Raw genomic sequence first — 26,222 nt, 5'->3', positions numbered from 1 at the left:
AGGGGTAGCTATTTTATACGCAACTGTCGTATCAGTTACATCCCACCGCGGGGAGGGCCACGAACAGAGAATGCAGCAGAAACACATCGACGCCGGCAAGACGATCCAGCAGCGCACGGGGAAGACGTTCTACCTGGCGACGAAGTTCCTCCCGGAACGGGTTCGCCACGCGACGCACGTCCTCTACGGGTTCTTCCGGATCGCCGACGAGGTAGTCGACGACGCGGAGGGCGTTCCGCCCGACAGGCAGCGCGCCGAACTCGAGTCGCTCCGGGCCCAGGCCCTCGGCGAAACCGAACCCGAGGGACCGGTCCTCGAGGCGTTCGAGGAGCTCCGGCGGGAGTACGACATCGCCGACGACGAAATCGAGTCGTTCGTCGACGCGATGCAGTCGGACATCGAGACCGGCCGGTACGAGAGCTACGACGACCTCGAGTCGTACATGCGCGGCTCGGCGGCCGCCGTCGGCGTGATGATGACGGCGATCATGGATCCCGACGAGCGCGAGGCCGCGCTCCCCCACGCCGTCAAACTCGGCGAGGCGTTCCAGATGACGAACTTCCTGCGGGACGTCCGCGAGGACGTCGTCGAGCGCGACCGGATCTACCTGCCACAGGAGACGCTCCGCGCGCACGGCGTTTCGGACGCCCAGATCGAGTGCCTCGAGTACTCCGACTCCTTCGCGGCGGCGATGACGGCGGAGCTCAAACGAACCGAGGAGCTCTACCGCGAGGGCGTCGCCGGCATCCGCTATCTCCCCGAGGACTGCCAACTGCCCGTCCTGCTGGCGGCCGTCCTCTACGCGGAACACCACACCGTGATCAGATCCCAGGAGTACGACGTCTTATCCCGCGAGCCGTCGCTCACCACGACGCGAAAGCTTCGGTGTCTCGCGAAGACGCGCTGGCACTGGCACTGGAACCGCGACCCGGAGGCCGTCTTCCGGCGGGTCTCGGCCGTCCCCGATCGCGACCGCGACCGTCACGAGGCCGGACACGGCGGCCGCGTCCCGACGCAGTGACGCCGAACTCGGCGGCCGCTTTTCAATCCCCTCGATATAATGGATTTCCTGTTGTTATCGGTTGGGTCGTACGTCGCCGTGTATGTCCACTACCGGTTCACACGACCCCGTCGACATCGACCGAGAGAACGCGCGCCGGGCCGCGGTCGGCCTCGGCGTCTGGCTGGCGCTCACGATGGCCGCGGTGCTCCTGTTGCTCCTGTTCGGAAGCTCCGTCACCGGCCTCCTGATCTGACCCGCGCCATCTGACCCGCGCCGGCGCCGAACGGCCGCGGACGGCGCAGCCGATCACTCCGAGACGTCCCGCGCGTTCAGCGCCTCGGCTTCGGCGACGACGAACCGCGCTAACCGCCGTTTGGTGTGGGCGTCGACGAGGTGATCCTCGAGGCACCCGTCGGCCTCGAGTGCGGTGCGACAGAGCGGACACTCGACCGGCACCCTGGTCGCCATACGACCAGTAACGGCCGCGCGAGCAAAAATCTCGAGCAAGCATGCCTCGCCTCGACGGCCGCCGCAGTCGTCGGTAGCCAACACACGGTGGCGGGACGCTGATCCCGGTCGCCGACGTGCGTGACGGTATGACAACCTCGAGCGGACGGAAAGCCGTCGTCGCCTGTACCGGCTGTAGTGCGATTCCCGGCGCCGACGACGCGCGGGGACGGATCGTCCGTGCCGCTCGGCCCGAAGACGACTGCGTCTGCGGCGCGTCGACGTTCCGCCGGCTCCGGTGAGTCTCGCGTCGGCGGATGCGCCGCCGAACACCGCGCCGCGAAGCGCGGTCACGAGTCGCGATTCCGTCCGAGGCTCGCGGGAAGCGCCGTCAGGAGCAGTTCGCGGTCGTAGCGTTCGGTCCGGAACAGACCCAGACAGAACAGGCCGGCGACGCCGGCGGCCAGCCAGTTCCCGTAGAGGACGTTGATCGCCCCCCAGAGCACCACGAAGCTCACCAAGTCGTCGAGGACGAACTCGCAGGTCCGGACGCGCTCGAGCAGCGCCGCGCGGTCGAACGCGCGGTCGACGAGGAGGACGGCGACGGTTCCCGAGAGGAGCCAGCCGACGTAGTTCGAGGCGGGCACGCCGTAGTAGCCGCCCGGCGGGACGTACGCCCAGAACCCGATGGCGACGGCGGCCGGGTCGAGGACGAGGTCGACGGCGACGACGGCGGCGATCGCGGTCGGGATCCTGACGAGCGGCCGCGCGCTCCAACCGTCGAGGACCAGCAGCGTCAGCAGGAAGGCGTTCAGGACCAGCGGGACGAAAAACAGCGGGAGCGCGAGCGGGATCTCGCCGAACAGCATCGGCCCCAACCGGATCCCGTACTCGAAGGTCCCGTAGGGCCAGCCGGTTCGCACGCCGACCAGTTCGATCGCGTACGTGTACGCCGTCACGAGGCCCAGACAGACCAGCGCTCGGCGGTCGACCCGCGGGAGCAGGCCGACGACCAGCGGCGAGCGCATCACCAGCGTCCCGAACAGGATCAACAGCGGATTGTACGCGAGCGGCCCCGGCAGCAGCCCCTCCGCGCTCGCGACCAGTGTCACCGCGCCGACGATCGGAAACACGACCGCGATCGTGAATCGATTCTCCCGAATCAGCGCCTCGAGGCGTCGCTCGAGAGCCGCCCGGCGCTCGTCGATTTCGGGGTCAGAGTCGGCAACGGCGTCCGAATCGATATCGGCGTCCGTCGCGGCGTCCGGATCAGCCATAGAGCACCCTCCAGAGGCCGCCCATCGTCAGCGCCGCGCCGACGACCGTGTTGATCGCCGGAAACCACCAGTACGCGCGGTCGACCGCGACGCTCGAGGTGACGATCACGGCGACAAGGCCGGGGTAAACGAGCATGAGCGCGCCCAGACGGTAATCGAGCGCGCCGAACGCGGCGGCGCTCGCGAGCCAGCAGGCGCCGCAGTAGGCGTAGGTTCGGCGCTCGCCGAGCACCGTCGCGGTCGTCCGGATGCCGGTCTCCCGATCGGGTTCGATGTCGGGGATCGCGGAGAAGGTGTGCATCCCCATCGCCCACAGCCAGCCGCCGAGGACGGCGAGGGTCGGAGGCTGGCTCCCCGCGACGGCGGCGTAGGCCGCCGCGCCGGGGGCGATGTAGAGCCCGTTCGAGACCGAATCGAGCACGGGTGTGGTCTTGAACCGGACCGGCGGCGCGCTGTAGGCCGCCCCGAGGACGAGAAAGACCGCGAGCCACGGCCACGCCGCCGACGGGACGAGCGGGAGGATCGCCAGCCCCAGGAGCGCGCAGACGGTCACGACGACGGGAACGATTCGCTGGCCGCGGTACCGGGCCTCCCGCTCCGATTTCTTCGGGTTGGCGGCGTCGATCTCGCGATCGTAGATGTCGTTGATCCCGTACAGAAAGACGTTCGCCGGGAGGAGGAAGTAGGCGAACAGGAGGACCGCCGCGGGAGCGAACGCGTCGCCGACGCTGTCGGCGGCGTAGGCGACGCCGACGAGCACCGGGCCGGCGAGGTAGAGCCAGAACCGGGGCCGCGACAGGGTCAGCAGGTATCGGAGTCGGTCGCCGTGTCGGCCCTCGCCCGCAGCCGTCGAGTTCGCGGTCATGGCAGCGAAGCGATCATCGGCCGGTCGGTCGGCCGTAGTCCTCGAGGACCTTCTCGGCGGTCAGCTCGCCGCTGATGAGACACATCGGGACGCCGATCCCGGGCGTCGTGTCGCCGCCGACGAAGTAGAGCCCGTCGACCCCCTTGGCGCGGTGGGGCGGACGGAACAGCGCGGTCTGGCGGAGCGTGTGGGCCAGTCCGAGCGCCGTCCCGTCGTAGCTGTTGTACCGGTCGGCGAAGTCCTCGACGCAAAAGCGCTCCTCGAGGACGATCCGGTCGCGCAGATCGGTCCCGGTGTTGACCGCGATGTCCGCGAGGATCCTGTCGCGGTACTCCTCGCGGGTTTCGGGGGTGTCCTCGAGGCCGGGCGCAACGGGCACGAGGACGAACAGCGCGCTGTGCCCGTCGGGAGCGACGTCCTCGTCGGTCTTCGAGGGCACGCAGAGGTAGTAGGCGGGATCCTCGGGCCACTCGGGGTCCTCGAAGATCCGATCGAAGTGGTCCTGCCAGTCAGTGGGGAGGACCAGCGTGTGGTGGGCGAGGTCGTCGACGTCGCCCTCGACGCCGAGGTACAGCAGGAACGCGGAGGGCGCGTAGGTTCGCTTCTCCCAGTAGTCGGCGTCGTAGCCGCGCTGTTCGGGCTGTAAGAGCTCCTGTTCGGTGTGAGCGTAGTCGGCGTTGCTGACGACCAGGTCCGACCGGACCGGTCCCTCGGGGGTCTCGACGAGGAAGGCGCCCTCGCGGCCCTTGATCGCCGTCGCCGGCCGATCGGTGTCGTACTCGACGCCCAGTTCCCGACCCAGTTGCGCGATGCTGTCGACGACGGCGGCGATCCCCCCGTCGGGATACCAGACGCCGAGGTTGAAATCGACGTGGCTCATCAGGTTGTACAGCGCCGGCGTGTTGGTCGGCGAGCCGCCGAGGAACACCAGCGTGTACTGCATGATCTGCTGGAGCTTCGGATGGTCGAAGTAGTCCGCGACGTGGCCTTGCATCGACCCCAGCAGGGACAGCCCCCGCGCCTGCCGGGCCACGTCGGGGTCGATGAAGTCCCGCAGCCGCGTCCGGTCCTCGTAGACGAAGTGCTCCATCCCGACCTCGTAGTTCTCCCGGGACTTCTCGAGGTAGCGTTCCAGGGCCGCACCCGCACCGTCCTCGTACTCGTCGAAGACGGTCTTCGTCCGCTCGAGGTCGGGCGTGATATCGACCCGATCCCCGTCCTTGAAGAACAGCCGGTAGTGCGGATCGAGGTGCGTCAGTTCGTAGTAGTCCGACGGCGTCCGATCGAAGTCGCCGAAGAAGCGCTCGAAGACGTCCGGCATCAGGTACCACGAGGGTCCCATGTCGAACCGGAAGCCGTCTTTCTCGAGGCGACTCGCTCGACCGCCGACCTGCTCGTTCTTCTCGATGACCCGCACGTCGGCGCCCGCGTCGGCGAGGTAACAGGCCGTCGCGAGGCCGCCGATTCCGGCGCCGATCACGACGACCGACTCACCGGCCAGCGATTGCATACTCGAACGTGACCGTCGGCACGGTGAAAAGCGTATGTCATACCCATGTAGGGTCGGGCCCGCCGCGTGCGGTGGGGTCCGACGGCAGCGATCGTTCTCGGCGGTCTCGCTTCGCTTCCGGTTTGGCACGTGATAACTCGAGCCGTCCTCAAAGCCAAACGCTTAGTTCGTTCCGTGATTCGGTCCCGACAATGAGCGATCACGAGCAGCCCGGCAGCGCGGAGTCCGCCCGCGCCGACCGGGAACGAGAGGAGGCACCGCCCCCCGACCACGACGCGGAGGCGGAACGGGTCCGCGAGGCCGTCGACCGCTCCCGAAGCGGGGCGCCGGCGGCCGGATCGGTCGTCCGCGACCGGTTCTCTTCGGACGAGGTCTTTCAGCGGATCGTCGCGGCGGCCGACGAGGAGGTCACCTCCGGCAGCCGCGAGTTGTTCTTCAGCGGCATCGCCGCCGGCTTCGCCATCACGATCACGGTCCTGCTGTACGCCTCGCTGTACGGGGCGACCGACGGCCACCCGATCCTGAGCGCCCTGCTGTACCCGCTCGGATTCATCTACATCATCATCGGCGGTTACCAGCTCTACACCGAGAACACGCTGCCGCCGGTGGCGCTCACCCTCGAGCGGCTCGCGAGCATCCCCGCGCTCTTGCGCCACTGGACGATCGTCCTCGCCGGGAACTTCACCGGCGGGGCGATCGGCGCCGCCGTGCTCGCGTGGGGCGGCGTGCTCTCCCCCGACGCGTTCGACGCCGCGCTGTACCTCGGCACCCACGGTCCGGAGACGGCGTGGTTCGACCTGTTCTTCAAGGCCGCCTTCGCCGGCCTGATCGTCGCCGGCGTCGTCTGGGTGGAGTACGCCGCCCGGGAGACGGTCGCCAGAATCCTGATCGTCTACATGGCGTTCCTCGCGATTCCGATCGGGAACCTGTTCCACGTCGTCACCTCCTTCACCGAGATGGCCTTCGCCGTCTTCCTCGGCGAACTCTCCCTCTACGTGGGCGTCGTCCACTTCGTCCTCCCGGTGGCGCTCGGCAACACCATCGGCGGGATCCTGCTCGTGACCGTCGTCAACTGGTTCCAGACCAGCGAGCGGCGCCTCGAGTCGGCTCGCTTCGATGGGATCGAACGGCGCCTCTCGATCCAGGAGTGGACCCTCGGCAGCGTCGCCGGGCGCTCGTACGTCCCGCTGATCGACACGGCCGAGACGACCGCTCCCGCCGACGACGACACCTACCGGGTGGTCGTCCCCATCGCGAACCCGCGAACCGAATCCCGACTCGTCGAGCTCGCCGCGACGCTCGCGAGCACCCGCGAGTCGGCGATCGTCCACGTCGTTCACGTCGTCCAGACGCCCGACCAGCCGTCGGCGGTCGGCAACGACCGACAGCGCGCCCGGATCGTCAACGAATCCGAGAGCCTGCTCGCGGACGTCACCGGGTCGATCGACTACGGCAACGTCGACAGCGAGACGTCGACGGTCGTCACGCACCGCTCGTTCGAGGAGATCTTCGACACCGCCGTCCGCGAGCACGCCGACCTCGTGGTGATGGGCTGGGGCGACAACAACCTGTGGAACGCCGCGCGCGCCGAACGGCCCATCAGCGAACTCACCAGCCAGCTCCCCTGTGACTTCCTTGTGGTCAAGGATCGCGGGCTGGACACCTCGCGGATCCTCCTGCCGACGGCCGGCGGTCCGGACTCGGATCTGAGCGCCGAGGTCGCGAAGACGCTCAGCACGATCGGGGGCGCCGACGTCTCGCTGCTGCACATCGTCGAGAGTCCCGACGATCGACGGGCCGGCGAGGAGTTCTTAGAGGAGTGGGCCATCGACCACGACCTCCACGACGCCGAGATCATCGTCGACGACTCCGGCGACGTCGAGGGCGCGATCTGTCGCGAGGCCGGCGACCACACGATGGTCCTGATCGGCGCCACCGAACGGGGCCTCCTCTCGCGGCTCGTGACCAGTTCGCTGCACCTGGACGTCGTCAACGAGGTCGACTGCTCGGTCATGCTCGCCGAACGGCCGAGCAAGCGAAGCGTCTTCAAGCGACTGTTCGGCCGGTAACCGACTCCCCGCCGCTTTTCGACCGGTCGAGATCGATCGCGTCGCCGACTGTCTCGGATCGTCTCGAGTCGAGACGGTCCGCACCGTCCCGAATCGCTCGAGCGGGAACTCGCGAGTCCGACACGCTTATTCACGAACGGCGACGAAAGACGTGTAGTGAGTACCGAGACGCCCGAACCGACCGAAACCGAAGCGTTCGAGCGGGTCTGCGAGACGCTCGTCGAGCGGATCGTCAACGGCGAGGTCGAGCGCGACGAGGTCGAGAAAGCCAAACTCGAGGCCTGTTCGGAACACTCGGCGCCGAAGGTGCCGAAGAACTCCGAACTGCTCGACTACGCGCCCCAGGAGTACCGCGAGGATCTCGAGGCGGTCCTCCAGCGCAAGCCCGTCCGCACCGCCTCGGGCGTCTCGCCGGTCGCGATCATGACCTCGCCCGAGCGGTGTCCCCACGGGAAGTGTCTCTACTGCCCCGGCGGCCCCGACTCGGAGTTCTCCTCATCCCAGAGCTACACCGGCGAGGAGCCCGCGGCCGCCCGCGGGGTCCAGAACGATTACGACCCCTACGGGCAGGTGACGCTGCGCTTGGAGCAACTGCGGGAGATCGGCCATCCCGTCGACAAGGTCGAACTGATCCTGATGGGCGGGACGATGACCGCTCGGAGCCACGACTACCAGGAGTGGTTCGTCAAGCGGGCCCTCGAGGCGATGAACGACTACGACGTCGAGAAGGAGCCCGAACCGGCCGAGGGCGAGAGCTTCGCGCAGGACCCCGAGGAGTACGACTGGAAGTACGTCGAGGACGTCATCGCCGAAAACGAGACCGCGGACGTCCGCAACATCGGCACCACGTTCGAGACCAAGCCCGACTGGTGCGACCCCGAGCAGATCGACCGCATGCTCGATCTCGGCGGGACGAAAGTCGAGGTCGGCGTCCAGACCACCTACGAGCGCATAAATCGGGAAATGCACCGCGGCCACGGCGTCCAGGAGTCGATGGAGGCCAACCAGCGGCTGCGGGATTCGGCGTTCAAGGTCGGCTTCCACATGATGCCCGGCCAGCCCGGGATGAGCGAGGAGATGTGCCTCGAGGACTTCCGCCGGATCTTCGAGGAGGAGGCCTGGAAGCCCGACTACCTGAAGATCTACCCGACGCTGATCGTCCGCGGGACGGCGACCTACGACTGGTGGCACGAGGGCGAGTTCGACCCGCTCGACAACGACGAGGCCGCCGAACTGGTCGCCGAGATCAAGGATATGATCCCCCGCTACACGCGGCTGCAGCGCGTCCAGCGGGACATCCCGGCGGACTACATCGACGCCGGTGTCTGGAAGTCTAACCTCCGGCAACTCGCCCGCAAGCGGATGGACGAGCACGGCTGGACCTGCGACTGCATCCGCTGTCGCGAGGCCGGGATGAACGACGAGACGCCCGAGAACGTCGAACTCGACGTGATGACCTACGACGCCTGCGGCGGGACGGAACACTTCATCTCCTTCGAGGACTTCGAGCGGGACCTCCTCGTCGGCTTCTGCCGTCTGCGGTTCCCCAACGACCCGGTACGGCCGGAACTCGAGAACGCCGCGCTCGTGCGCGAACTGCACGTCTACGGCAGCGAGGTCACCGTGGGCGACGAGGGCGAGACCGACCAGCACCAACACCGCGGCTACGGCCGCCGACTCATGGCCCGCGCCGAGGAACTCGCCGCCGACGCCGGCTACGACAAGGTCAGCGTCATCTCCGGGATCGGCGCCCGGGAGTACTACCGGGAGAAACTCGGCTACCACCAGGACGGACCGTACGTCAGTAAACGACTCTAAGCGGCCGGCGAGCGGTTCGATTACGTTTTTCTCCCCGCCGATCGCGTGGTAACCGTCCCTCGAGGACCGATCCTCGCAGCAACATAAAATAACCCACAGTATACAGAAAATTTATGAGTAATCGGAACGGAGTATTGGACGCCGACGATCGTCGGCACCGTTGTCAACACTCCCCAGACCGACAGCGGCACACCGAGTTGCCTCTCACCCAGCACGCCGGGGCTGCTCCCCGAACCGCTCGTCCCCCACCGAGCGATCCACTCCCGGCGTGTATCCTCTCACTGTGCTTTGACGCCCCTCGAGTCGAGTCTCCGGTCAGTTCTCCGAGCCAGACGCGATACCGAGCCACGTTTCGAATATCAACGGGTTGTATCGATGACTTATAATACCTTGCTGCCCGTTAGCGTCGACTCGAGATGGCTTTCAGCGATCGATTGCTCGAGGCGGGAGCGGACGTCTGGGCGGCACAGAAAGACCACCCGTTCGTGCGCGAACTCGCGGCGGGGACGTTGGACGAAGACGCCTTTCAGCACTGGGTGAAACAGGACTACCGGTACCTGCTCGACTACGCGCGGGTGTTCTCGATCGCGGGCACGAAGGCTCGCGACGAGGCGACGATGACCCACCTGCTGGGGGTCGCCCACGAGGTCTTGGACCACGAGATGGATCTCCACCGGGAGTTCGCTGCCGACTACGGCATCTCGCCCGCTGAACTCGAGGCCGTCGAGAAGGCACCGACCTGCCACGCCTACACGAACTTCCTCGTGCGAACCGCCTACGAGGGGACGATCGCCGAGATCGCCGCGGCGCTCTACCCCTGCATGCAGGGGTATCTCGACGTCGCGGAGCACATGGCCGACCTCGCCGAGGAGGACCACCGGTACACGCCCTTCATCGAGCTGTACACGGGTGAGGAGTTCCGCGAGGCCACCGCGTGGTGTCGGGCGTTCGTCGACGACTGCGGCGAGCGGTATCCGGGCGAGCGCGACGCGATGCGCGAGGCGTTCCTGACGAGCGCCAAACTCGAGTACCGCTTCTGGGAGATGGCCTACACCCGCGAAGGCTGGGGGCTCTGACCGCGGCCGCGACAGAGACGGGCGGACCGGTGAGGTCATACTGTCGGTGTCCCAACCGTCGCCTATGAGCGAGCGCGATACCGTCACCGAACGCATCGCGGCGGCGACCCTTCGGGTCGACGTCCCCCTCGAACGCGGCGGCGAACTGGCCGTCGCCGCACAGGAGGTCCTCGAGTCGGTCGCGATCGTCCGGTACGCCGACGTCAGGGAACTCGGCGCGGTCGACGCGGGCGACGACGGGCTGGCGGTGACGATCGACTGTCGACTGACGCTCCACGGCGACGACGCGACCGCGGCCGAAGCGACCGGACGGCAGGCCCTCCGCGAGGCGGACCGAGTGCTCGGAATCGACCGGTTCGAGACGGTCGACGGGCCGTACCGTATCGAACGATGGTAAACGATCTCGCCGCGTCGGACCGATCGCGATCGTCGCTCGGCTCGACGAGCCCGTCGCCCGCCTCGAGCGCTCGCTGGCGCTCGGTGCGGTAACAGTGACCGACCGCCGATTCCAGCCGCGTCGCCCCTCGAATCTACCGTTGACGACCGGGATAGGAACCGAAAGCCGACGATTTAAGTACGCCGTCTCGGTAGATTAGCAAAACTAGATGCCGCCAGAGTTGTCGGTAGTGCTGGCTGCCGTCGCCCTCCCCTTCGTCGCCGCTGTGAGCACGCCCGTCCTGTACCGCCTGCTCGGCGAGCGGACCGGCTACGCCGGCGTAGCGGTCGCGCTGGCGAGTTTCCTCCTGCTGGCGAGCCAGCGCGGCACCGAGGGCACCGTCGGCCTCGAGTGGATCCCGTCGCTCGACGTCGCCCTGCGCTTCTACCTCGACGGCTGGGGGCTGCTGTTCGCGATGTTAGCCTGCGGTATCGGGACGCTCATCTTCCTCTACTCGCCGGCGTACATGCACGGCGAACCCCACCTCGCTCGCTTCTACACCGCGTTGCTGGCGTTCATGGGCTCGATCGTCGGCGTCGCGCTGGCGGCCGACCTGATCGCGATCTTCCTCTTCTGGGAGCTCACCAGCCTCTGTTCGTTCGTGCTGATCGGCCACTACACGGCCGACGACTCCTCGCAGTACGCCTCTCGAATGGCGATGTTCATCACCGTCGGCGGCGGCCTCTTCCTGCTCGTGGGACTACTTCTGCTGTCGGTCGTCGCCGGCGACGTCGTCGGTCCCGACGCCGCCTTCAATCTGGCCGCGATGCTCGAGACTCCCGAGGCGATGGCCGAGGGCCTCCGCGAGCGAGGGCTGTTCCTGCCGGTGCTCGCCCTGCTCGCGATCGGTGCGGGGACCAAGTCGGCCCAGGTTCCGCTGCACTTCTGGCTGCCCAACGCGATGGCGGCGCCGACGCCCGTCTCGGCCTTCCTCCACTCCGCGACGATGGTGAAGGTCGGCGTCTACTTCATCGGGCGAATGCGCCCCATCCTCGTCGGCGAGGAGTGGCTGTTCCTGTTCGCGACGCTCGGTCTGACGACGATGACCGTCTGCGCGGTCATGGCCGTCGCGGCGACGGACATCAAGGAACTGCTGGCCTACTCGACGGCGAGCCACCTCGGGCTGATGGTCGCCGGCTTCGGCTTCACGTCGATCTACGGCGCCGAGACCGGCGTCTTCCACCTGCTCAACCACGCCCTGTTCAAGGCGACGCTGTTCCTCGTGGCCGGGATCGTCGCTCACGAGGCCGGCACCCGCAACATCGATAACCTCGGCGGCCTCCGTCACGACCTCCCGGTCACGGCGATCATCACGGTGGTCGTCGCGCTGAGTATGGCCGGCATTCCGCCGTTCAACGGCTTCTACTCGAAGGAGCTGCTGTTCGAGGCGGCCGTCGAGGCGAGTCACTACCACGACATCGGCGTCCTGGGCTGGCTCTACCCCGCCGTCGCCGTCTTCGGGAGCGTCTTCACCGTCCTCTACTCGCTGCGCTTCCTCTCGCTGTTCTTCGGCGACCGTCCCGACGCGCTCGGCCACGTCCACCGCCCGTCGACCACGCTGGTCGTCGCGCCGGGCGTGCTGGCGCTCCTGGCCGCTGCCGTCAGTATCCGGCCGCAACTCGCCGTCGACGTGATCGTCCAGTCGGGCGTCGACGCGACCGCTCTCGAGCACCACGAGATGCACGTCAGTCTCCCGACGTCCTACTCCCCGCCGGTGGGGATGAGCGCGGTCACGATCGCGGTCGGACTGGCCGCCTACCCGTTCTACGACCGGATTCACGACGGACTCAATGCGGCGCTGGCCGCGGCCCCGCCGATCGCCGCGAACTGGTGGTACGACGCGATCGTCGGCGGCCTCACCAGTGGCGGCGCCCGGGTCGGTGACTACATCCACAACGGGCTGCTCCGCACGTACGCGACGTGGACGCTCCTCGGCACCTGCGGGCTGGCGCTCGCGGGGTTCGTCGCGGCCGGCACCGTCGCCTCGTCGGAGCTCATCGGCTTCGACGCCGCGCCCGCGGTCGCGCTCGTCCTGCTCGTCGCCGTCGTTGCGGGGCTCGCGGTCGCGCTCTCCGACTCCCACATCGCCGGCATCCTCACGCTGTCGATCCTGGGCTTTATGGTCGCCATCTTCTACATCCTCGCGAGCGCGCCCGACCTCGCACTGACCCAGCTGGTCGTCGAGACGCTCGTGCTCGTGATCTTCCTGCTGGTGATCGAGGAGATCCCCGAGTACTACGAGGTCAGCCTCGGCAAGTACGCCCGCGACGCCGTCGTCTCGCTGGCCGTCGGCGCGACCGCCTTCATCACGGTCCTCGTCACGACCGACGCCCGCCCCGAGGGCTCGACGGATATCGCCCGCGTCTACGCCGAACAGGCCGTCCCGGAGGGCGGCGGGACGAACATCGTCAACGTCACCCTCGTGGACTTCCGCGGCTTCGACACGATGGGCGAACTCGTCGTGGTCGCGATGGCCGCGATCTCGATCCTGACGCTGATCGTGATGCGATCGGGAGGTGACGACGAGTGACGACCGTCGTCATGCGCACGACCGCTCGCGTGGTCGTCCCGATCATCCTCGTCGTCTCGATCTCGCTGTTCGTCGAGGGCCACAACCTCCCCGGCGGCGGCTTCATCGGCGGCGTCCTCACGACGACGGCGTTCGCGGTCATCTACCTCGCGTTCGGGCTGGACTTTCTGGAGCGCGGGGTGCTCGGTCGCGACGTCGACCCCGGCAAGGAGCCCTCGAGGGACCGCGTCGTCGTGGCCTACCGACGGCTCTTCGAGTACGGGCTGGCGATCGCCGTCCTGAGCGGGCTGGCTCCGCTGGTGTTCGGGCAGCCGTTCCTGACCCAGACGTTCGTCATCTTCGAGCACGTCCCGCTCTACGGCGAGATCGAACTCGCCAGCGCGCTGGCCTTCGACTTCGGGGTCTACTGCGTGGTCGTCGGCGGTCTCCTGACGATCCTCTCGGTGGTGGGAGCCGAATGACGGCCGTGATCCTCGCCGCCGTGGTCGGCGCGCTGTTCGCCCTCGGCACGTTCCTGCTGCTCCGCCGGGATCTGATCCGGGTCGTCTGGGGGCTGGCGATCATCAGCCAGGCGGCCAACGTCTACCTGCTGGCGATGGGCGGCCTCGCGGAGGGGACCGCCGACTCGGTCCCGATCCTCGCGGGCCACGGCGATCACGTTCCCCAGACGGCCGATCCGCTGGTGCAGGCGCTCGTGTTGACCGCGATCGTCATCGGCTTCGGGATGACCGCCTTCGCGCTCGTGCTGTCGTATCGGGTCTACGAGGAACACGACACGCTGGACGTCTCCGACCTGGGTGATCGCGAATGATGATGACGACGCAGCTACTGACGACGATGACGCGACTCGAGTCGACGCTGACGACGGGTGCGGGAATCGGGCCGACGGCGCCGCTCGCCGCGGTGTCTGGCGGCTTCGAATCGGGACTGGTAATCGCGCCGATGCTCGTCGTGCTCGTCGCGGCCGTCGCGAGCCTCCTGCTCGGCCGGTGGCCCCGCGCTCGGATCGGCGTGAGTCTCGCGGGCGGCGCGGCCTACGCGGTCGTCGTCGCGGCGATCGACTGGTACGTCGTGCTCGCGCCGGACGCGCCGGGGGTCGCGACCTACCAGGTCGGCGACTGGCCGGCGCCGTTCGGCATCACGCTCGTCGTCGACGGCCTCTCGGCGTTCATGCTGACGATGGTCGCCGTTCTCGGGATCGCGTCGCTGGTCTTCTCGACGCGCGTCCTGCCCGAAATCGACCGCCGCAGTTACTACTTCCCGCTGTTTCACTTCCTGGCGCTGGGCGTCACCGGCGCCTTCCTCACCGGCGACCTGTTCAACCTCTTCGTCTGGTTCGAGGTCATGCTGATGGCCAGCTACATCTTCGTCGCCTACTACGGCGGCCCTCAGCACACCCGCGCGGCCTTCTGGTACGTCTCGCTGAACCTGCTCGCGAGCGCGGTCTTCCTGCTGGGCGTCGGCGGCATCTACGCGACGACGGGGACGCTCAACATGGCCGATCTCGCGCAGCGTCTCGCCGACCCCGGCGCCTACGGACTCGAGCCCGCGCCGGTCGTCGGCCTCTTCGCCCTGCTGTTGTCGGTGTTCGCGATCAAGGCCGGCCTCGTCCCCTTCCAGTTCTGGATCCCGACGGCCTACCGGGCCGCACCGCCCCAGATCTCGGCCCTGCTGGCCGGCGCGACCAAGAAGGTCGGCATCTACGCGATCATCCGCCTCTCGTTTACCGTCCTCGCGGACGCGGACGTCCCGGTCGAACTCGCCGTTCCTGGCGTCGGAACCGTCATCGCGGGTGACTCCCCGCTCGCGTTCGTCGGCGCGGCGCTGTTCGTCATGGCCGCCGCGAGCATCCTCGTCGGCGGGATCGGCGCCGTCGGCCGGGACTCCATCGAGGGCGTCCTCGCCTACTCGAGCATCGGGCAGGTCGGCTTCATCGCCCTCCCGGTCGCCCTCGCGGCGACGACCGCGAGCGCCGAGTTGCGCCATCTCGCCGTCGTCGCCGCGCTGGTGTACGCGCTCAATCACACGCTGGCGAAGGGGCTGTTGTTCCTGGCGGTCGGCGCGATCCGGTCGGCGACCGGGACGAGCCGACTCTCCGACCTCGGCGGACTGGCCGGTCGGTCGCCGCCGCTGGCGATCGGCTTCTTCGTCGGCTCGCTCGCCCTCGTCGGCATCCCGCCGCTGTCGGGCTTCTTCGGCAAGTTCCTCGTCTTCGACGCGGCGGCTCGAGCCGAGTCGGCGCCGCTGCTCGTCCTCTTGCTGGTCGGCTCCCTGCTGACCATCGCCTACGCGACGCGGACGTGGAACCGGAGCTTCTGGGGGGCCCGAACCGACGCCGTCGAGGACGCGTCCGTCGACGTCGTGCAGGTTGGCGTCGTCCTCGTCCTCGCGACGGCCATCGTCGCGGTCGGCGTCGGCTTCGAACCGGTCTACGAGTTCGCCGACGCGGCGGCGACGGCCGCGCTGGACAGCGAGGCGTACGTCGACGCCGTCGATCCGGTCGAACCCGACGAGCTCGAGACCGGGGGAGGTGAGCACTGATGCGGATCAAGACCTGGCCGCTGGCCGGCGCCGTCTTCGCCGTGCTGTGGATCTTCGTCCGCGGCCCGTCGCTGGCGCCGTCGGCGCTTCTCGGCCAGCTTCTCTTCGGATTAGTCGTCGGCCTTCCGACGGCGTTCGTCTTCCGACGGCTGTACATCGAGCGGGTCGACGTCGCCCGGGGGACGCGCGCGCTCCCCGCCGCCGGGCGGTACTTGGCGGCCTTCCTCTGGGAGGTCGTCCGCGCGAACCTGGACGTCGCTTACCGGGTGCTCTCGCCAAGAATGCCGATCGAACCCGAGGTGATCCTCGTGCCGCTGCGGGTCGAGACGGACCTGGCGGTCACGACCATCTCCAACAGCATCACGCTCACGCCCGGCACGGTCGCGCTGGACTACGACGAGGAGGCCAACGCCCTCTACGTCCACGCGGTCGACGGCCGCGACCCCGAAGCGATCGTCGCGCCCATTCGGACGTGGGAGGGCTACGCCCTCGAGATGTTCGACGAGGAGGCCTCCCCCGACGACCCTGCGCCGCGGATCGTCGTCTCCGGCGGGGAAAGAGACAGGGGCCCCGCCCGCGAACGCGGAGGTGAGAACGATGAGTGAAGCCGCCGATCCGGCGCTGCTCGACGCCGTCGTTGGCGGGGCCTTGATCCTCGTCAGCGGCCTCTGCGTGCTCTGTAGCTACCGCGTCATCTCCGGGCCGACGAACCCCGACCGGGTCGTCGCGCTGGACGCCATCGCGACGAACGTCGTCGCCATCGCCGTCCTCTTCGCCATTCAGACCGACCGCGGCCTCTTCATCACGGTGAGCCTGGTGCTCGCGATCATCGGTTTCATCGCGACGGTCGCCGCCGCCAAGTTCATCACCGACGGGGAGGTGATCGACGAACCGTGATCCGAGCCGGACTGGCGATCGCGCTGATCGTCGTGGGCGTCTTCTTCCTGACCGTCGGCACCATCGGCATGCTCCGCCTGCCGAACGTCTACAACCGAATGCACGCGACGAGCAAGCCCACGACGCTCGGGACGGCGGCGATCTTCCTCGCCGGCTTCGTCCACTTCGGTCCCGGCGCGGAGGGGCTGACCGCGCTCATCGGGATCGTCTTCCTCTTCCTGACCGTTCCGACCGGCGCCCACATGATCGCCCGCGCCGCCGAGCAGATCGGCATCCCTTTCGAGGGCAGCGTCACCTGGCCCGACGCCTCGGCCGTCGACCGATCCGACCGAGCCGAGCGGGCCGAACGCACGGAGAAGTCCGACGATTAGGGCCGTATCAACGGTCGTACTCGAGGTCTCGTCCCTCGTCTTCGTCCCCGGCCGATTCCCGCTTCCGATCCTGACCGCGGACCCACTCGTCCGCGTCCTCGAGCGTCTCCGTCTCTAACAATCGCTCGAGTTTGCGCTCGAACTGGTCGTCGGTCAACTCGCCGGCGGCGTAGCGATCGCGGAGCGTCTCGAGAGCGTCGCGGGGATCCGCTGGAGTTTTCGTTCGGTCGCCGTCGGCCGCGGATTCGCCGTCCACACTCGAGTCGGTCGTCCAGTCGTCCACCCACTCCTTCCGGTCGTCCTCGTCGCCGAACACGAGGGCGACCAGCGGGACGACGACGATGTAGCCGACTAACAGGGCGGCGAGCCACCAGTCCTGTCCCGTGAACATCGCGCCGAGCCACAGGCCGGTCACGAGCATCGACGCGATCCCGGTCGCGTTCTCGCGGAGGCGAGTCTCCAGATCGTCTTCGGTCCTCCGTCCTCGAGCGGTCCCCTCGCTCCCGTTCATACGTCTCTATTCGACCGGCACCGGAAATACGTTAACGGTCCGAGATATCGTCGAACGGACCAGCGGTGTGCACAGCCGCGGTCTATCGCGCTCGTACCGAGAAGCCGGCGGCAGTGGCGCGCGCCGCCGACGCGTCCGAGTGCTGCGAGGACGCGACGGAAAACCGTGCGAGGTCTTCGCGAGTAGTGCGGGACCGAAGGTCCCGCATACCATGCAAACGGGCGCATAGCGCCCGTGAGCAGAAATCGGCTATGGGAGTGGCAATACCCGTTTCCACGGCAGCAGACGCTGTTTTCGGTCGCTTCTCTCTTCGGCTGCTGTGCGATCGAGACGGCGTCGTCACTATCGGCCGTGGGAGACAGCGGAGAAGTGCGCGTGTTACGCGAGCGTCTCGCCGAGCGCCTCGAGCGCGGCCTCGCGGACGGCGTCGCGTTCGCCGGGCAGGAACTCCACGTGGCCGTCCTGCCCGCCGACGACGCTGACGCCCCCGTTGGGCACCGCGTCGGCGATCGCGTCACCGAGTTCGCGGACGTTCAGCGACTCGGTCGCGCGGACGTGCAGTTCGTCGTCGCCGACGCCGAGGGTCACGAACGGCCCCTCGTCGCGCTGTCGACGGTGGAGCGCGTCGAGCAGCAGTTTCGTCGTCGGGAAGTTGTACCGGTGGGTGAACGCGTCGGTGTCGAGCACGGCGACGGTGACGCCGTCGACCCGCTCGGTCTCTAAGTTCTCCCGGGCCGTCTCGAGTTCGGTGTCGAGTTTCGCCCGGAACTGCTCGGAGACGTGGGCGGCCAGATCGCCGTTTCGACCCGTCTCCTCGTCGCCGAACAGCAGGTCGATGACGAGTTCGCGCTTGTCCTTGTACGACTGGTAGAAGGCCTCGAGGGCGACGGCCTCCCGCCGGTCCGAGACCGCGGTCTCGTCGTAGCCGGCCTCGGTCGCGAGGTCGACGTACGCCTCGGGGGTGTCCTCCCAGTAGCTGACCGCGGGGAGGTGGACGAGGTCGTCGCGGACGTCGCCGTTGACGTGGGCGGCGACGTTGGCGGCCAGCGCGGTCGACGTCAGACCGGAGACGTCGACGCCGGCGAGCGAGGGTGCGACGGCCACCGAGACGGCGTCGACGATCTCCTCGTCGGCGCGGCTGTCGTCGATGACGACCGTCTCGGCGTCGTACAGCGAGAGCAGGTCGTAGCCGTCGATCGACTCCTCGGTCGAGCCGGCGTCGACGACGACGACCAGCGGCAGTTGCTCGCCGTGGCGGTCGCGGGCCTCGAGCATCGAGGTGACGTCGCTGGTGGCGGCGTCCATGTCGTAGACGCGGCCGTCGAGCGGACGCCGTTCGAAGTAGTGGTACTCCGCGTCCTCGCGGGTGTGCTTCTCGCGGATCAGCGGGAGGACGGCCCGCTCGATGGCGGCGCCGGCGACGTAGCCGTCGGCGGTCGCGCCGTGGCGGACGACGATCGGTCGGGCCTCGACGACGGCGCGTCGGATCGCGGTCGCGGCGTCGGAGAGTCCCTCTTCGACGGCGGCGACGGCGTCGTGGTCGGCCAGCAGGTCGATCTCGGCCGGTCGGGCCTCGCGTTCGATCGATTCCTCGAGGCGATCGCGGACGGCCTCGCGGTCCTCGCCCTCGAGGATCTCGAGGGTCTCCGTCTCGATCTGGAGGTCGCCGTGGTGGCGTTCGACCTCGCCCTCCAGCGCGACGACGTCGTCGATGTCGACGTCGGGGTAGGCGCGGACGCCGGCCTCCTCGAAGGCGGCGCACTCGACGGTGGCCGTCTCGTCGCGGAGTTCGAAGACGGTCGGACCGCTGGTCTGGCGGACGCCGGTGATCTCGCCCTCGAGGCGAACGACGCTGCCGACCTGGTCCTCGATGGCCTCGATCGTCGTGCGCTTGAGCGCCGGTTCGGACTCGGGCTCGGCGTCGGCCGCGTCGTCGGTCGCCGCCGTCGAGCCGGTCGCGGCCGTTTCGGTGGCGACGCCGCCGCTGCTGGCGGCGACGGTTTCGCTCGCGTTCGGCGCGCCGGTCTCGTCGGACGGCCCCGTGTCGTCGGCGGCCGCCTGCAGGTCGCCGGCGGCCGGATCCTCGTCGGCGCCGGGTTCCGATTCGGTCTCGGTCTCGGACTCCGCGTCGGCGCCGGAAGCGGAACTGGACTCGGCTTCGGCGTCGTCCTCGAGATCTTCGGGGCGAACCTCGCCGTCGCCCGTGTCGATCAGGTGGCCGCGGAACTCGCGTTCGCGCTGGCGGATCGACCAGCCGAGGTCGACGTTGCCGTTGTCCCGAACGTCGAGGACCTGGACGAAGACCTCGTCGCCGGACTCCCAGTCGAGGCTCTCCAGTCGTCGGTCGAGTTCGCTCCTGTGCAACAGACCGGTTACGTGGTCTCCGATGTCGACGAAGACACCGAAGTCGGCGTAGCCGTCGACGACGCCCCGGTAGTAGCGACCGGGGGTGAGCTCCGAGGCGGACGTGCCGCGAAATTCGAACACCGCGTCCTCCTCGTGACTCTCGCAGATTTCACCGTCGACAGCTGTGCCACAGATGATACAGTTACCCATCTATTCGAACCAAGCGGTTTCGTCCTAAAACGGTTGTCGAAATGCGGCCGCGGCCGACTGCCCCGTTGCTCACGGCGCGGACAGGAGCGTCGCGATCGCGCAATTGCCGAAACCGCCGACGTTACAGGCCATTCCGACGTCGGCGTCGATCTGTCGGTCGCCGGCTCGTCCGGTCAGCTGATCGTAGAGCTCGACGAGCTGTGCGACGCCCGATGCGGCGATCGGATGGCCCTTGGATTTCAATCCGCCGGACGTGTTGACCGGCAGGTCGCCGCCGCGTTCGGTCGCGCCACGTTCGACCAGCCGCCAGGACTCTCCGCGGTCCGCGACGCCCAGCCCCTCGAGCTGGAGGAGCTCGAGGATCGTGAACATGTCGTGGACCTCGAGGAGGTCGACGTCCGCGGGGCTCCGACCGGCGCGGTCGTAGGCCCGCTGACCGGCGTCGACGACCGAACTCATAGCGGTCAGGTCGTCTCGCTCGTGGACGACGTGGGTTCCCGTCGCGCCGCCGATCCCGTCGACGCGGACGTGGTCGTCGCCCTCGAGCGCGCTCTCAGCGGCGAGCAACAGCGCCGCAGAGCCGTCCGAGATCGGGCAGAAGTCGTACAGGCGGAGCGGATCGGCGACCACGGGCGACTCCAGGACCGTCGCCACGTCGATCTCGCGGCGGAAGTGCGCCTTCGGGTTGGCGACGCCGTGCGCGTGGTTCTTGACCGCGACCTCCGCGAGCGCCGTTCGGGGTGCGTCGTACCGCTCGAGATACCGGCGCGCGGTCAGCCCCGCGAACGAGGGGATCGTGATCCCGTGTTTGTACTCCGCGGGGTGGGTGATCCCGGAGACGATGTCAGTCGCCGTCGCCGTCGAGAGGTGGGTCATGCGTTCGCCGCCGACCGCGAGCGCGACCTCGCAGGCTCCCGACGCGATCGCCTTCCACGCCTCGTAGACGGCCGCCGCGCCGGAGGCCGACGTCTGCTCGATCGCCACGGCGTGGGCCGGCCGGGCGCCGAGTTCGCTCGCGAGCGCGCCGGCGAGCCCGCTCTGGCCCTCGTAGGCGCCGCCCGAGCGGGCGACGAAGAGGTGGTCGACCGCGTCCGCACCGACGGGTCCGTCCGCGAGACAGTTTCCTCCGGCCTCGGCTAACAGTTCCAGCAGCGAGGCGTCGCGCCGTCCGAACGGCGTCATCGCGGCGCCCGCGATCGCGACGTTCCGTCCGGGAGCGCCGGCCGGTGTGGCGGACGCCGAATCGATTCGCGTCACGGTATCAGGAGCACTTTCCCGCGGCTCCGACGGTTCCGAACGTATCCGTGTGCCGCCGCCGCCTCCTCGAGGGAGAAGGTCCGATCGACGACGACCTCGACGTCCCCCGACGACAGCAGCGAGTCCAGCGACTCGAGCGCCGCGTACACCCGTTCGGGCTGGCGTTCGACGGCTTCTCCCAGGTGATAGCCGATCACGCTGTGATTGCCGAAGAGCAGTTCGGGGGTCGACACCGTCGGCACCTCGCCGCTGGCCAGTCCGTACGCGACGATCCGGCCGCCGAGCGCGAGCGCCTCCACGCTCCGGTCGAAGGCGTCACCGCCGACGCCGTCGAGCACCAGATCGACTCCCTCGGCGCGCTCCTCGATCGCGTCGGGGACCGCGTCGTAGGCGATCGCGTGATCGGCGCCGAGATCGGCCGCAAACTCGCGTTTCGCCGCCGTGCTCGCGGTCGCGAACACCTCGGCGCCGGCCGCCGCGGCGAGTTGGACGGCCGCCGATCCGACGCCGCCGCCGCCCGCGTGGACGAGTACCCGTTCGGGTCCGTCGTCGGCGCCGGCGGTCTCGAGGCCGCCCCACTCGAAGAGCGCGTTGTGCGCCGTCACCCATTGGATCGGAACGGCGGCGGCCTCTCGCAGCGAGAGCCCGTCGGGGACGGGAAACGCCCTGTCGGCCGCGACGACGACCGACTCGGCGTAACCGCCCCGCGGGACGTAGGCCGCGACCGCGTCCCCCGGTTCGAAGTCGGTTCGGTCGCCCGCCTCGGCGATCCGTCCGGCGACCTCGATGCCGGGCACGTACGGCGGCGTCGGTCCGTCGGGATAGGTACCTCGTCGTTTCGCGAGATCGGCGAAGTTGATCCCGGCGGCCGCGACGTCGATTCGGACTGCCGTCGCATCCGGCATCGGCTCCGCGACGTCGGCGGGTTCTAGCACCGCCGGCTCTCCGTACGCCGGAACGCGAATAGCTCGCATGTCCCTGGCGTGTTACGAGCGGAAATATAAACGTCCCTATACCACGGGCCGATCAGAATGAGTCGTCGCCGGCGATTCGCCGACCGCGTTACTCGAAGACCGGCGAGTCCTCCTCGAGCGTTTCGATGTCGTCGGCGAGCTTCCGGACGTCCTCGGGGAACAGCGAGACCTGAACCTCGCTGCCGTCGTCGTCTTCGAAGACGAGTTTGACGCGCTTGTCGCCGAACTCTCGCGCCTCGGCGGACTCGACGTCGAACATCTTGACCGTCGCCGACTTGTTCGCCGGGCCGACGTTCTTGATCGATCCGTCGTTCAGCTCTACCATGAAGTCCTCGAGCGTCAGTGAGAGCATACGCGCCGTACGGGCCCCGGCTAAAAAACCGCACGGCATTGGCAGACGGCCGGGCCGTCGCGGCGTCTCGTGCGAGCGGCTCGAGGCGCCGAGTAGCGGTCCGAAACCGACCGGCTCGACCACCTTTAAGTTGCATTCGACCCAATCGGTCGCACGCAATGCAAGTCACCTGGCACGGCCACTCGACGTGGCACGTCACCGTAGGGGAGACGGAGCTGCTGATCGATCCGTTCTTCGACAATCCGAAGACGGACCTCGAGCCGGCCGACGTCGACGCGCCCGATTACGTGTTGCTGACGCACGGCCACGCCGACCACATCGCCCACGCCGGCGAGTTCTCCGAGGCGACGCTGGTCGCGACGCCGGAACTCGTCTCCTACTGCGAGGACGAGTTCGGCTTCGAGGACGCCGTCGGCGGAATGGGGATGAACTTAGGCGGCACCGTCGAGTGCGGCGACGCGTACGTCAGCATGGTCCGTGCCGACCACACCAACGGGATCATGACTGAAAACGACGCCAGCGGCGGGATGCCCGCCGGCTTCGTCGTCTCGGACACGAAGCCGACACAGGTCGCAGACGAAGAGTCGACCACGTTCTACCACGCCGGCGACACCAGTCTGATGAGCGAGATGAAAGACGTCATCGGTCCGTATCTCGAGCCCGACGCCGCCGCGGTTCCGATGGGCGATCACTTCACGATGGGGCCCCAGCAGGCCGCCATCGCCGTCGACTGGCTCGACGTCGACGTCGCCTTCCCGCAACACTACGACACCTTCCCGCCGATCGAGCAGGACCCCGCCGACTTCGAGAGCGAGGTCGCGGGCACCGGCAGCGACGCCGAGGTCGTCGTCCTCGAGGGCGACGAGTCCTACGAACTCGACGGATAGCCGATCGAGGCGGGCGAGGAAGTCGAATCGGTTCCCGCCGCGTAACCGCTGCTATCGGGGCTCCGTTTCGGTCGCTACGATTTTCCGGGTCGCGTCGTCGAGTGCAGCCGTCGTCTACCGCGGTCTCGAGGACCGTGACCGTCGTTCTGACTCGCGCCGTACTCGACGGTTCGCCCGTCGTCTATTCGTCGAGATAGGGGCGTGATCGGGATAAGTCACGAGGTTCAGTCTTCGAAAGCAGGTCTCGGCGGAAGGCACGTCATTATAAAGACCCGACGTACGATCGTGATGTCTGCCCGGATACCGGTATCAGCGATCGGGGACTCAGCCGCCGATCTCGTCGCGACGATAGCGTTTTTGAGTCCGGAGTTGGCCAGTCGAATCCAGTTCGGTTGGACGATCACGGTCCACATCCTCTTCGCGTCGCTCTCGGTCGGACTCGCACCGTTTCTCGTCTACGTTACCGTCCAGGAGGTTCGAACGGGCGACCGACGGTACGCGCGCCTCCGGGAGTTTTGGACGAAGGTCTTCGGCGTCGGCTTCGTCATGGGCACCGTTACCGGCATCCCGATGGGGTTCATGTTCGGGACGAACTTCGGCTCGTTCTCGACGACCGTCGGCGAGCTACTCGGTGGGCCCCTCTCGTTCGAGGTGAAGATGGCGTTCTTCCTCGAGGCGGTGTCCCTCGGCGTCCTGCTGTTCGGTCGCGAGCGCGTCTCCGACCGGTTCTACGCCCTGTCGTCGGTGCTGGTCGCGGTCGGTGCGTGGCTGTCGGCATTTTGGGTGCTCGTCGTCAATTCCTGGATGCAGACGCCGCGAGGGTACGAAATCGTAACCGAGGGCGGCACGTCGGTCGCGCGACTCACCGATCCCGTAGCGGCGTTTCTCAACCCGCGATTTCCGTGGATGTACGTCCACATGCAAAACGCCTCGATCATCGCCGTCACGCTGCTCGTCGCGGGCGTCGCCGCGTACTTCGTCCGGACGAACCGCGAGAGCGACGCCTGGCGAACGGCCCTCCGACTGGCCGTCGTCGTCCTGCTCGTGACGTCGGCGTTTCAGGCCGTCCACGGGGACGCGTACGGCCGCCACGTGGCCGACACACAGCCTCACAAGTTCGCCGCGATGGAAGCCCACTACGAGACCGGGCAGGCCGATCTCCACCTCGTCGCGATCCCGACCGACCCCGAGGCGATCACGGACCCGCGGGCGGAGAACCTCTATACCATCAGCATCCCGCAGGCGGCCTCGTTCCTCGCCAGCGGTGGTGATCCGACCGCCGAGGTGACCGGACTCGACGACTTCGAGTTCGAGTCGCCGCCGGTCGCGGTCGTGTTCTGGTCGTTCCGTCTGATGGTCGGTCTCGGGTTCTGGTTCATCGCCCTCGGCGCGTGGGGAACCTACCGGTGCCGGCGGGGCGACCTCGCCGAGGCCGATCGCTACCTGCAGCTACTGATGGCGTCGGCGCCGCTCGGGTTCGTGGCGCTGCTCACCGGCTGGTACGTCACCGAGATCGGGCGACAGCCCTGGCTCGTTCAGGGCGTGCTGAGGACGGCCGAGGGCGTCTCGCCGTCGCTGACGTCGACCGAAGCGACGCTGACGCTGCTCGGGTTCGTCGTCGGGTACCTCGGCTTGCTCGCCGCGTTCCTGCTCGTCTGCAAGCGATTCGTCGACGAGGAACGCGATCGCTGCGGTGTCGGAGACCGCGACGACGCCGACGGTACGACCGACGAGCGACCGCGCGAGGTGATCGCCGATGACTGAGTCGCTTTCGGCGACCGAACCGGCGCTCGCGTCGACGTCGGCGTACCTCGTCGAGCCGTTACCGGAGCTGTGGTTCGGACTCGTCGTCGCGACGTTCGGCGTGTACCTCCTGCTCGACGGCTTCGACTTCGGCGTCGGCGTCCTGTTCGCCGAAGCCGACGAGACCGAACGGCGGCGATTCCTCGCCGCGTTCGGGCCGCTGTGGAAGGCCAACGAAGTCTGGCTCGTCCTGTTCGGGACCGTGCTCTTCGCCGGCTTCCCGGCGGCGTACGCCGCGATCCTGGGCCGGTACTATCTCGCGGTCTTCGCGCTCCTGCTGGCGCTCGGCCTTCGCGGACTGGGTTCGAAATTCCGAGGGGAGCGCGACGACGAGCGGTGGGTTCGGTTCTGGGACCGCTGCTTCGTCGTCGGGAGCGCCGCCGCGCCGTTTCTCCTCGGCGCGTTCGCCGCGAGCTGGGCGCTCGGCGAACCGTCCGTGGTCGCCGTCGTCCCGCTGCTCGCCGGCGCCGCTACCGTCGCACTCGTGACGGCCCTCGGCGCGGCGTTTCTCTGCGCGAAACTCGAGTCCCCGATCCGCGAGCGGCTCGTTCGCCGCGGACGTGCGGCGACGGCGGCGTACGCCGCGCTGGGGACGGTGACGCTCGTCGCGTCAGTTATTCGGTATCCCGCGCTCCGGTCGGAAATCCAGTCGGTCCCGATGGGCGGGCTCTGTATCGGTACGATCGCGTGCGCCGGCGTCGCCGTCGCGGCTGCAACCGGAAACCGCTACCGGAGCTTCGCGGTCGCGACGGCCGGGCTTGCGGTCGCGTTCGCCGCATTCATCGGCGTCCTGCTGTATCCCGCGATCGATCCCGCGACCGGAACGACGGTCGCCGACGCGGTCGCCGCGCCGCTCTCTCTCAACCTCACGACCGGATTCGCGGTCGTCTTCCTCCCGCTCATCGGCTCGTACTTCGTCGTTCTGTACTCGCTGTTCGACGATCCGGCGAGCGACAGCGGCCAGTACCAGCACGGGTAACCGGTCGCCCGACCGAACCGACCTCCTCTCGGACACCGGTTACGGCATCGGATGTGGACGTCT

Annotated in this window: 26 protein-coding genes; 17 read left to right on the top strand and 9 right to left on the bottom strand. The window is 68.2% G+C overall.

What is annotated here, in order from left to right:
• Window positions 1–70: 70 nt before the first annotated feature.
• The gene (locus HTZ84_RS02175) at window positions 71–1,021 is read left to right on the top strand and encodes a phytoene/squalene synthase family protein (RefSeq protein WP_174679177.1); all 951 of its coding nucleotides are present in this window, start codon (window positions 71–73) and stop codon (window positions 1,019–1,021) included.
• Window positions 1,022–1,103: 82 nt separating this feature from the next.
• The gene (locus HTZ84_RS02170) at window positions 1,104–1,256 is read left to right on the top strand and encodes a hypothetical protein (protein ID WP_174679176.1); all 153 of its coding nucleotides are present in this window, start codon (window positions 1,104–1,106) and stop codon (window positions 1,254–1,256) included.
• 53 nt (window positions 1,257–1,309) lie between these two features.
• Here HTZ84_RS02170 and HTZ84_RS02165 read toward each other — a convergent pair whose 3' ends face one another.
• On the bottom strand, window positions 1,310–1,471 hold the full coding sequence (locus HTZ84_RS02165; RefSeq protein ID WP_174679175.1) for a hypothetical protein: 162 nt from the start codon (window positions 1,469–1,471) through the stop codon (window positions 1,310–1,312).
• A gap of 128 nt (window positions 1,472–1,599) precedes the next feature.
• Here HTZ84_RS02165 and HTZ84_RS02160 point away from each other — a divergent pair, with 128 nt between their 5' ends.
• The gene (locus HTZ84_RS02160; protein ID WP_174679174.1) at window positions 1,600–1,752 is read left to right on the top strand and encodes a hypothetical protein; all 153 of its coding nucleotides are present in this window, start codon (window positions 1,600–1,602) and stop codon (window positions 1,750–1,752) included.
• A 48-nt stretch (window positions 1,753–1,800) separates the two neighbouring features.
• On the opposite strand, the gene cruF is transcribed toward HTZ84_RS02160, so the two are convergent.
• The 3 genes from cruF to HTZ84_RS02145 are packed head-to-tail and all read right to left on the bottom strand — an operon-like array spanning window position 1,801 to window position 5,102.
• Window positions 1,801–2,727 carry a bisanhydrobacterioruberin hydratase gene (cruF, locus tag HTZ84_RS02155; protein WP_174679173.1) on the bottom strand — a complete coding sequence of 309 codons (927 nt, stop codon included), beginning with the start codon at window positions 2,725–2,727 and terminating at the stop codon, window positions 1,801–1,803.
• A complete protein-coding gene (locus tag HTZ84_RS02150; protein ID WP_174679172.1) occupies window positions 2,720–3,592 on the bottom strand; it encodes a prenyltransferase in 873 nt (290 codons plus the stop codon). The genes cruF and HTZ84_RS02150 overlap by 8 nt, the downstream gene beginning before the upstream one ends.
• Before the next feature lie 13 nt (window positions 3,593–3,605).
• Complete coding sequence (locus HTZ84_RS02145; RefSeq protein WP_174679171.1) at window positions 3,606–5,102, bottom strand: phytoene desaturase family protein; 1,497 nt, start codon at window positions 5,100–5,102, stop codon at window positions 3,606–3,608.
• 191 nt (window positions 5,103–5,293) lie between these two features.
• On the opposite strand from HTZ84_RS02145, the gene HTZ84_RS02140 reads away from it, so the two are divergent.
• From HTZ84_RS02140 to mnhG, 11 genes are all read left to right on the top strand, one after another.
• The gene (locus HTZ84_RS02140) at window positions 5,294–7,171 is read left to right on the top strand and encodes a formate/nitrite transporter family protein (RefSeq protein ID WP_174679170.1); all 1,878 of its coding nucleotides are present in this window, start codon (window positions 5,294–5,296) and stop codon (window positions 7,169–7,171) included.
• Window positions 7,172–7,327: 156 nt separating this feature from the next.
• Window positions 7,328–8,989, top strand: coding sequence for a tRNA uridine(34) 5-carboxymethylaminomethyl modification radical SAM/GNAT enzyme Elp3 (locus HTZ84_RS02135; protein WP_174679169.1), 1,662 nt, complete (start codon window positions 7,328–7,330; stop codon window positions 8,987–8,989).
• A 416-nt stretch (window positions 8,990–9,405) separates the two neighbouring features.
• Window positions 9,406–10,065, top strand: a complete 660-nt coding sequence (tenA, locus tag HTZ84_RS02130) for a thiaminase II (RefSeq protein WP_174679168.1) — start codon at window positions 9,406–9,408, stop codon at window positions 10,063–10,065.
• A gap of 64 nt (window positions 10,066–10,129) precedes the next feature.
• Window positions 10,130–10,462, top strand: coding sequence for a hypothetical protein (locus tag HTZ84_RS02125; RefSeq protein ID WP_174679167.1), 333 nt, complete (start codon window positions 10,130–10,132; stop codon window positions 10,460–10,462).
• A 208-nt stretch (window positions 10,463–10,670) separates the two neighbouring features.
• Window positions 10,671–13,031, top strand: a complete 2,361-nt coding sequence (gene mbhE / locus HTZ84_RS02120; RefSeq protein ID WP_174679166.1) for a hydrogen gas-evolving membrane-bound hydrogenase subunit E — start codon at window positions 10,671–10,673, stop codon at window positions 13,029–13,031.
• Complete coding sequence (locus HTZ84_RS02115; RefSeq protein ID WP_174679165.1) at window positions 13,028–13,492, top strand: MnhB domain-containing protein; 465 nt, start codon at window positions 13,028–13,030, stop codon at window positions 13,490–13,492. Before mbhE ends, HTZ84_RS02115 begins: the two co-directional genes overlap by 4 nt.
• Window positions 13,489–13,842: a sodium:proton antiporter gene (locus HTZ84_RS02110; protein WP_174679164.1), complete on the top strand. Its 354-nt coding sequence runs from the start codon at window positions 13,489–13,491 to the stop codon at window positions 13,840–13,842. Before HTZ84_RS02115 ends, HTZ84_RS02110 begins: the two co-directional genes overlap by 4 nt.
• A 131-nt stretch (window positions 13,843–13,973) precedes the next feature.
• Window positions 13,974–15,572 carry a complex I subunit 5 family protein gene (locus HTZ84_RS02105; RefSeq protein WP_174682516.1) on the top strand — a complete coding sequence of 533 codons (1,599 nt, stop codon included), beginning with the start codon at window positions 13,974–13,976 and terminating at the stop codon, window positions 15,570–15,572.
• On the top strand, window positions 15,572–16,177 hold the full coding sequence (locus HTZ84_RS02100) for a Na+/H+ antiporter subunit E (protein ID WP_174679163.1): 606 nt from the start codon (window positions 15,572–15,574) through the stop codon (window positions 16,175–16,177). Before HTZ84_RS02105 ends, HTZ84_RS02100 begins: the two co-directional genes overlap by 1 nt.
• Window positions 16,170–16,469, top strand: a complete 300-nt coding sequence (locus HTZ84_RS02095; protein ID WP_008894387.1) for a monovalent cation/H+ antiporter complex subunit F — start codon at window positions 16,170–16,172, stop codon at window positions 16,467–16,469. The genes HTZ84_RS02100 and HTZ84_RS02095 overlap by 8 nt, the downstream gene beginning before the upstream one ends.
• The gene (gene mnhG, locus HTZ84_RS02090; RefSeq protein ID WP_174679162.1) at window positions 16,466–16,840 is read left to right on the top strand and encodes a monovalent cation/H(+) antiporter subunit G; all 375 of its coding nucleotides are present in this window, start codon (window positions 16,466–16,468) and stop codon (window positions 16,838–16,840) included. Before HTZ84_RS02095 ends, mnhG begins: the two co-directional genes overlap by 4 nt.
• Window positions 16,841–16,847: 7 nt before the next feature.
• Here the strand turns inward: mnhG and HTZ84_RS02085 are convergent, their stop codons facing one another.
• From HTZ84_RS02085 to HTZ84_RS02065, 5 genes are all read right to left on the bottom strand, one after another.
• Window positions 16,848–17,351 (bottom strand): SHOCT domain-containing protein, encoded by a 504-nt coding sequence (locus HTZ84_RS02085; protein ID WP_174679161.1) that lies wholly within the window; start codon window positions 17,349–17,351, stop codon window positions 16,848–16,850.
• Window positions 17,352–17,729: 378 nt separating this feature from the next.
• Complete coding sequence (locus HTZ84_RS02080) at window positions 17,730–19,907, bottom strand: DHH family phosphoesterase (protein WP_174679160.1); 2,178 nt, start codon at window positions 19,905–19,907, stop codon at window positions 17,730–17,732.
• A 69-nt stretch (window positions 19,908–19,976) separates the two neighbouring features.
• Window positions 19,977–21,164: a thiolase family protein gene (locus tag HTZ84_RS02075; protein ID WP_174679159.1), complete on the bottom strand. Its 1,188-nt coding sequence runs from the start codon at window positions 21,162–21,164 to the stop codon at window positions 19,977–19,979.
• Window positions 21,161–22,138: a quinone oxidoreductase family protein gene (locus HTZ84_RS02070; RefSeq protein ID WP_174679158.1), complete on the bottom strand. Its 978-nt coding sequence runs from the start codon at window positions 22,136–22,138 to the stop codon at window positions 21,161–21,163. Before HTZ84_RS02070 ends, HTZ84_RS02075 begins: the two co-directional genes overlap by 4 nt.
• A gap of 88 nt (window positions 22,139–22,226) precedes the next feature.
• Window positions 22,227–22,490, bottom strand: coding sequence for a hypothetical protein (locus HTZ84_RS02065; protein ID WP_012943867.1), 264 nt, complete (start codon window positions 22,488–22,490; stop codon window positions 22,227–22,229).
• Between the two features lie 158 nt (window positions 22,491–22,648).
• Here HTZ84_RS02065 and HTZ84_RS02060 point away from each other — a divergent pair, with 158 nt between their 5' ends.
• From HTZ84_RS02060 to HTZ84_RS02050, 3 genes are all read left to right on the top strand, one after another.
• A complete protein-coding gene (locus tag HTZ84_RS02060; protein WP_174679157.1) occupies window positions 22,649–23,377 on the top strand; it encodes a metal-dependent hydrolase in 729 nt (242 codons plus the stop codon).
• Between the two features lie 288 nt (window positions 23,378–23,665).
• Entirely contained in the window at window positions 23,666–25,141 is a 1,476-nt protein-coding gene (locus HTZ84_RS02055) for a cytochrome ubiquinol oxidase subunit I (RefSeq protein ID WP_254611696.1), read from the top strand.
• On the top strand, window positions 25,134–26,159 hold the full coding sequence (locus tag HTZ84_RS02050) for a cytochrome d ubiquinol oxidase subunit II (RefSeq protein WP_174679156.1): 1,026 nt from the start codon (window positions 25,134–25,136) through the stop codon (window positions 26,157–26,159). Before HTZ84_RS02055 ends, HTZ84_RS02050 begins: the two co-directional genes overlap by 8 nt.
• The last annotated feature ends 63 nt before the right edge of the window (window positions 26,160–26,222 follow it).

Origin of the sequence: Haloterrigena gelatinilytica, from assembly GCF_013342145.1 — an archaeon.
GTDB classification, from domain to species: domain Archaea; phylum Halobacteriota; class Halobacteria; order Halobacteriales; family Natrialbaceae; genus Haloterrigena; species Haloterrigena gelatinilytica.
The sequence above is the reverse complement of the archived record's forward strand: the minus strand, read 5'-3'. Positions and strand labels throughout refer to the sequence as shown.

Coding starts and splice junctions, on each gene's coding strand:
- HTZ84_RS02175 (WP_174679177.1), top strand. CDS start 71: ATGCAGCAGAAACACATCGACGCCGGCAAGACGATCCAGCAGCGCACG.
- HTZ84_RS02170 (WP_174679176.1), top strand. CDS start 1,104: ATGTCCACTACCGGTTCACACGACCCCGTCGACATCGACCGAGAGAAC.
- HTZ84_RS02165 (WP_174679175.1), bottom strand. CDS start 1,471: ATGGCGACCAGGGTGCCGGTCGAGTGTCCGCTCTGTCGCACCGCACTC.
- HTZ84_RS02160 (WP_174679174.1), top strand. CDS start 1,600: ATGACAACCTCGAGCGGACGGAAAGCCGTCGTCGCCTGTACCGGCTGT.
- cruF (WP_174679173.1), bottom strand. CDS start 2,727: ATGGCTGATCCGGACGCCGCGACGGACGCCGATATCGATTCGGACGCC.
- HTZ84_RS02150 (WP_174679172.1), bottom strand. CDS start 3,592: ATGACCGCGAACTCGACGGCTGCGGGCGAGGGCCGACACGGCGACCGA.
- HTZ84_RS02145 (WP_174679171.1), bottom strand. CDS start 5,102: ATGCAATCGCTGGCCGGTGAGTCGGTCGTCGTGATCGGCGCCGGAATC.
- HTZ84_RS02140 (WP_174679170.1), top strand. CDS start 5,294: ATGAGCGATCACGAGCAGCCCGGCAGCGCGGAGTCCGCCCGCGCCGAC.
- tenA (WP_174679168.1), top strand. CDS start 9,406: ATGGCTTTCAGCGATCGATTGCTCGAGGCGGGAGCGGACGTCTGGGCG.
- HTZ84_RS02125 (WP_174679167.1), top strand. CDS start 10,130: ATGAGCGAGCGCGATACCGTCACCGAACGCATCGCGGCGGCGACCCTT.
- mbhE (WP_174679166.1), top strand. CDS start 10,671: ATGCCGCCAGAGTTGTCGGTAGTGCTGGCTGCCGTCGCCCTCCCCTTC.
- HTZ84_RS02110 (WP_174679164.1), top strand. CDS start 13,489: ATGACGGCCGTGATCCTCGCCGCCGTGGTCGGCGCGCTGTTCGCCCTC.
- HTZ84_RS02105 (WP_174682516.1), top strand. CDS start 13,974: ATGCTCGTCGTGCTCGTCGCGGCCGTCGCGAGCCTCCTGCTCGGCCGG.
- HTZ84_RS02100 (WP_174679163.1), top strand. CDS start 15,572: ATGCGGATCAAGACCTGGCCGCTGGCCGGCGCCGTCTTCGCCGTGCTG.
- HTZ84_RS02095 (WP_008894387.1), top strand. CDS start 16,170: ATGAGTGAAGCCGCCGATCCGGCGCTGCTCGACGCCGTCGTTGGCGGG.
- HTZ84_RS02085 (WP_174679161.1), bottom strand. CDS start 17,351: ATGAACGGGAGCGAGGGGACCGCTCGAGGACGGAGGACCGAAGACGAT.
- HTZ84_RS02080 (WP_174679160.1), bottom strand. CDS start 19,907: ATGGGTAACTGTATCATCTGTGGCACAGCTGTCGACGGTGAAATCTGC.
- HTZ84_RS02070 (WP_174679158.1), bottom strand. CDS start 22,138: ATGCGAGCTATTCGCGTTCCGGCGTACGGAGAGCCGGCGGTGCTAGAA.
- HTZ84_RS02065 (WP_012943867.1), bottom strand. CDS start 22,490: ATGCTCTCACTGACGCTCGAGGACTTCATGGTAGAGCTGAACGACGGA.
- HTZ84_RS02060 (WP_174679157.1), top strand. CDS start 22,649: ATGCAAGTCACCTGGCACGGCCACTCGACGTGGCACGTCACCGTAGGG.
- HTZ84_RS02055 (WP_254611696.1), top strand. CDS start 23,666: ATGTCTGCCCGGATACCGGTATCAGCGATCGGGGACTCAGCCGCCGAT.
- HTZ84_RS02050 (WP_174679156.1), top strand. CDS start 25,134: ATGACTGAGTCGCTTTCGGCGACCGAACCGGCGCTCGCGTCGACGTCG.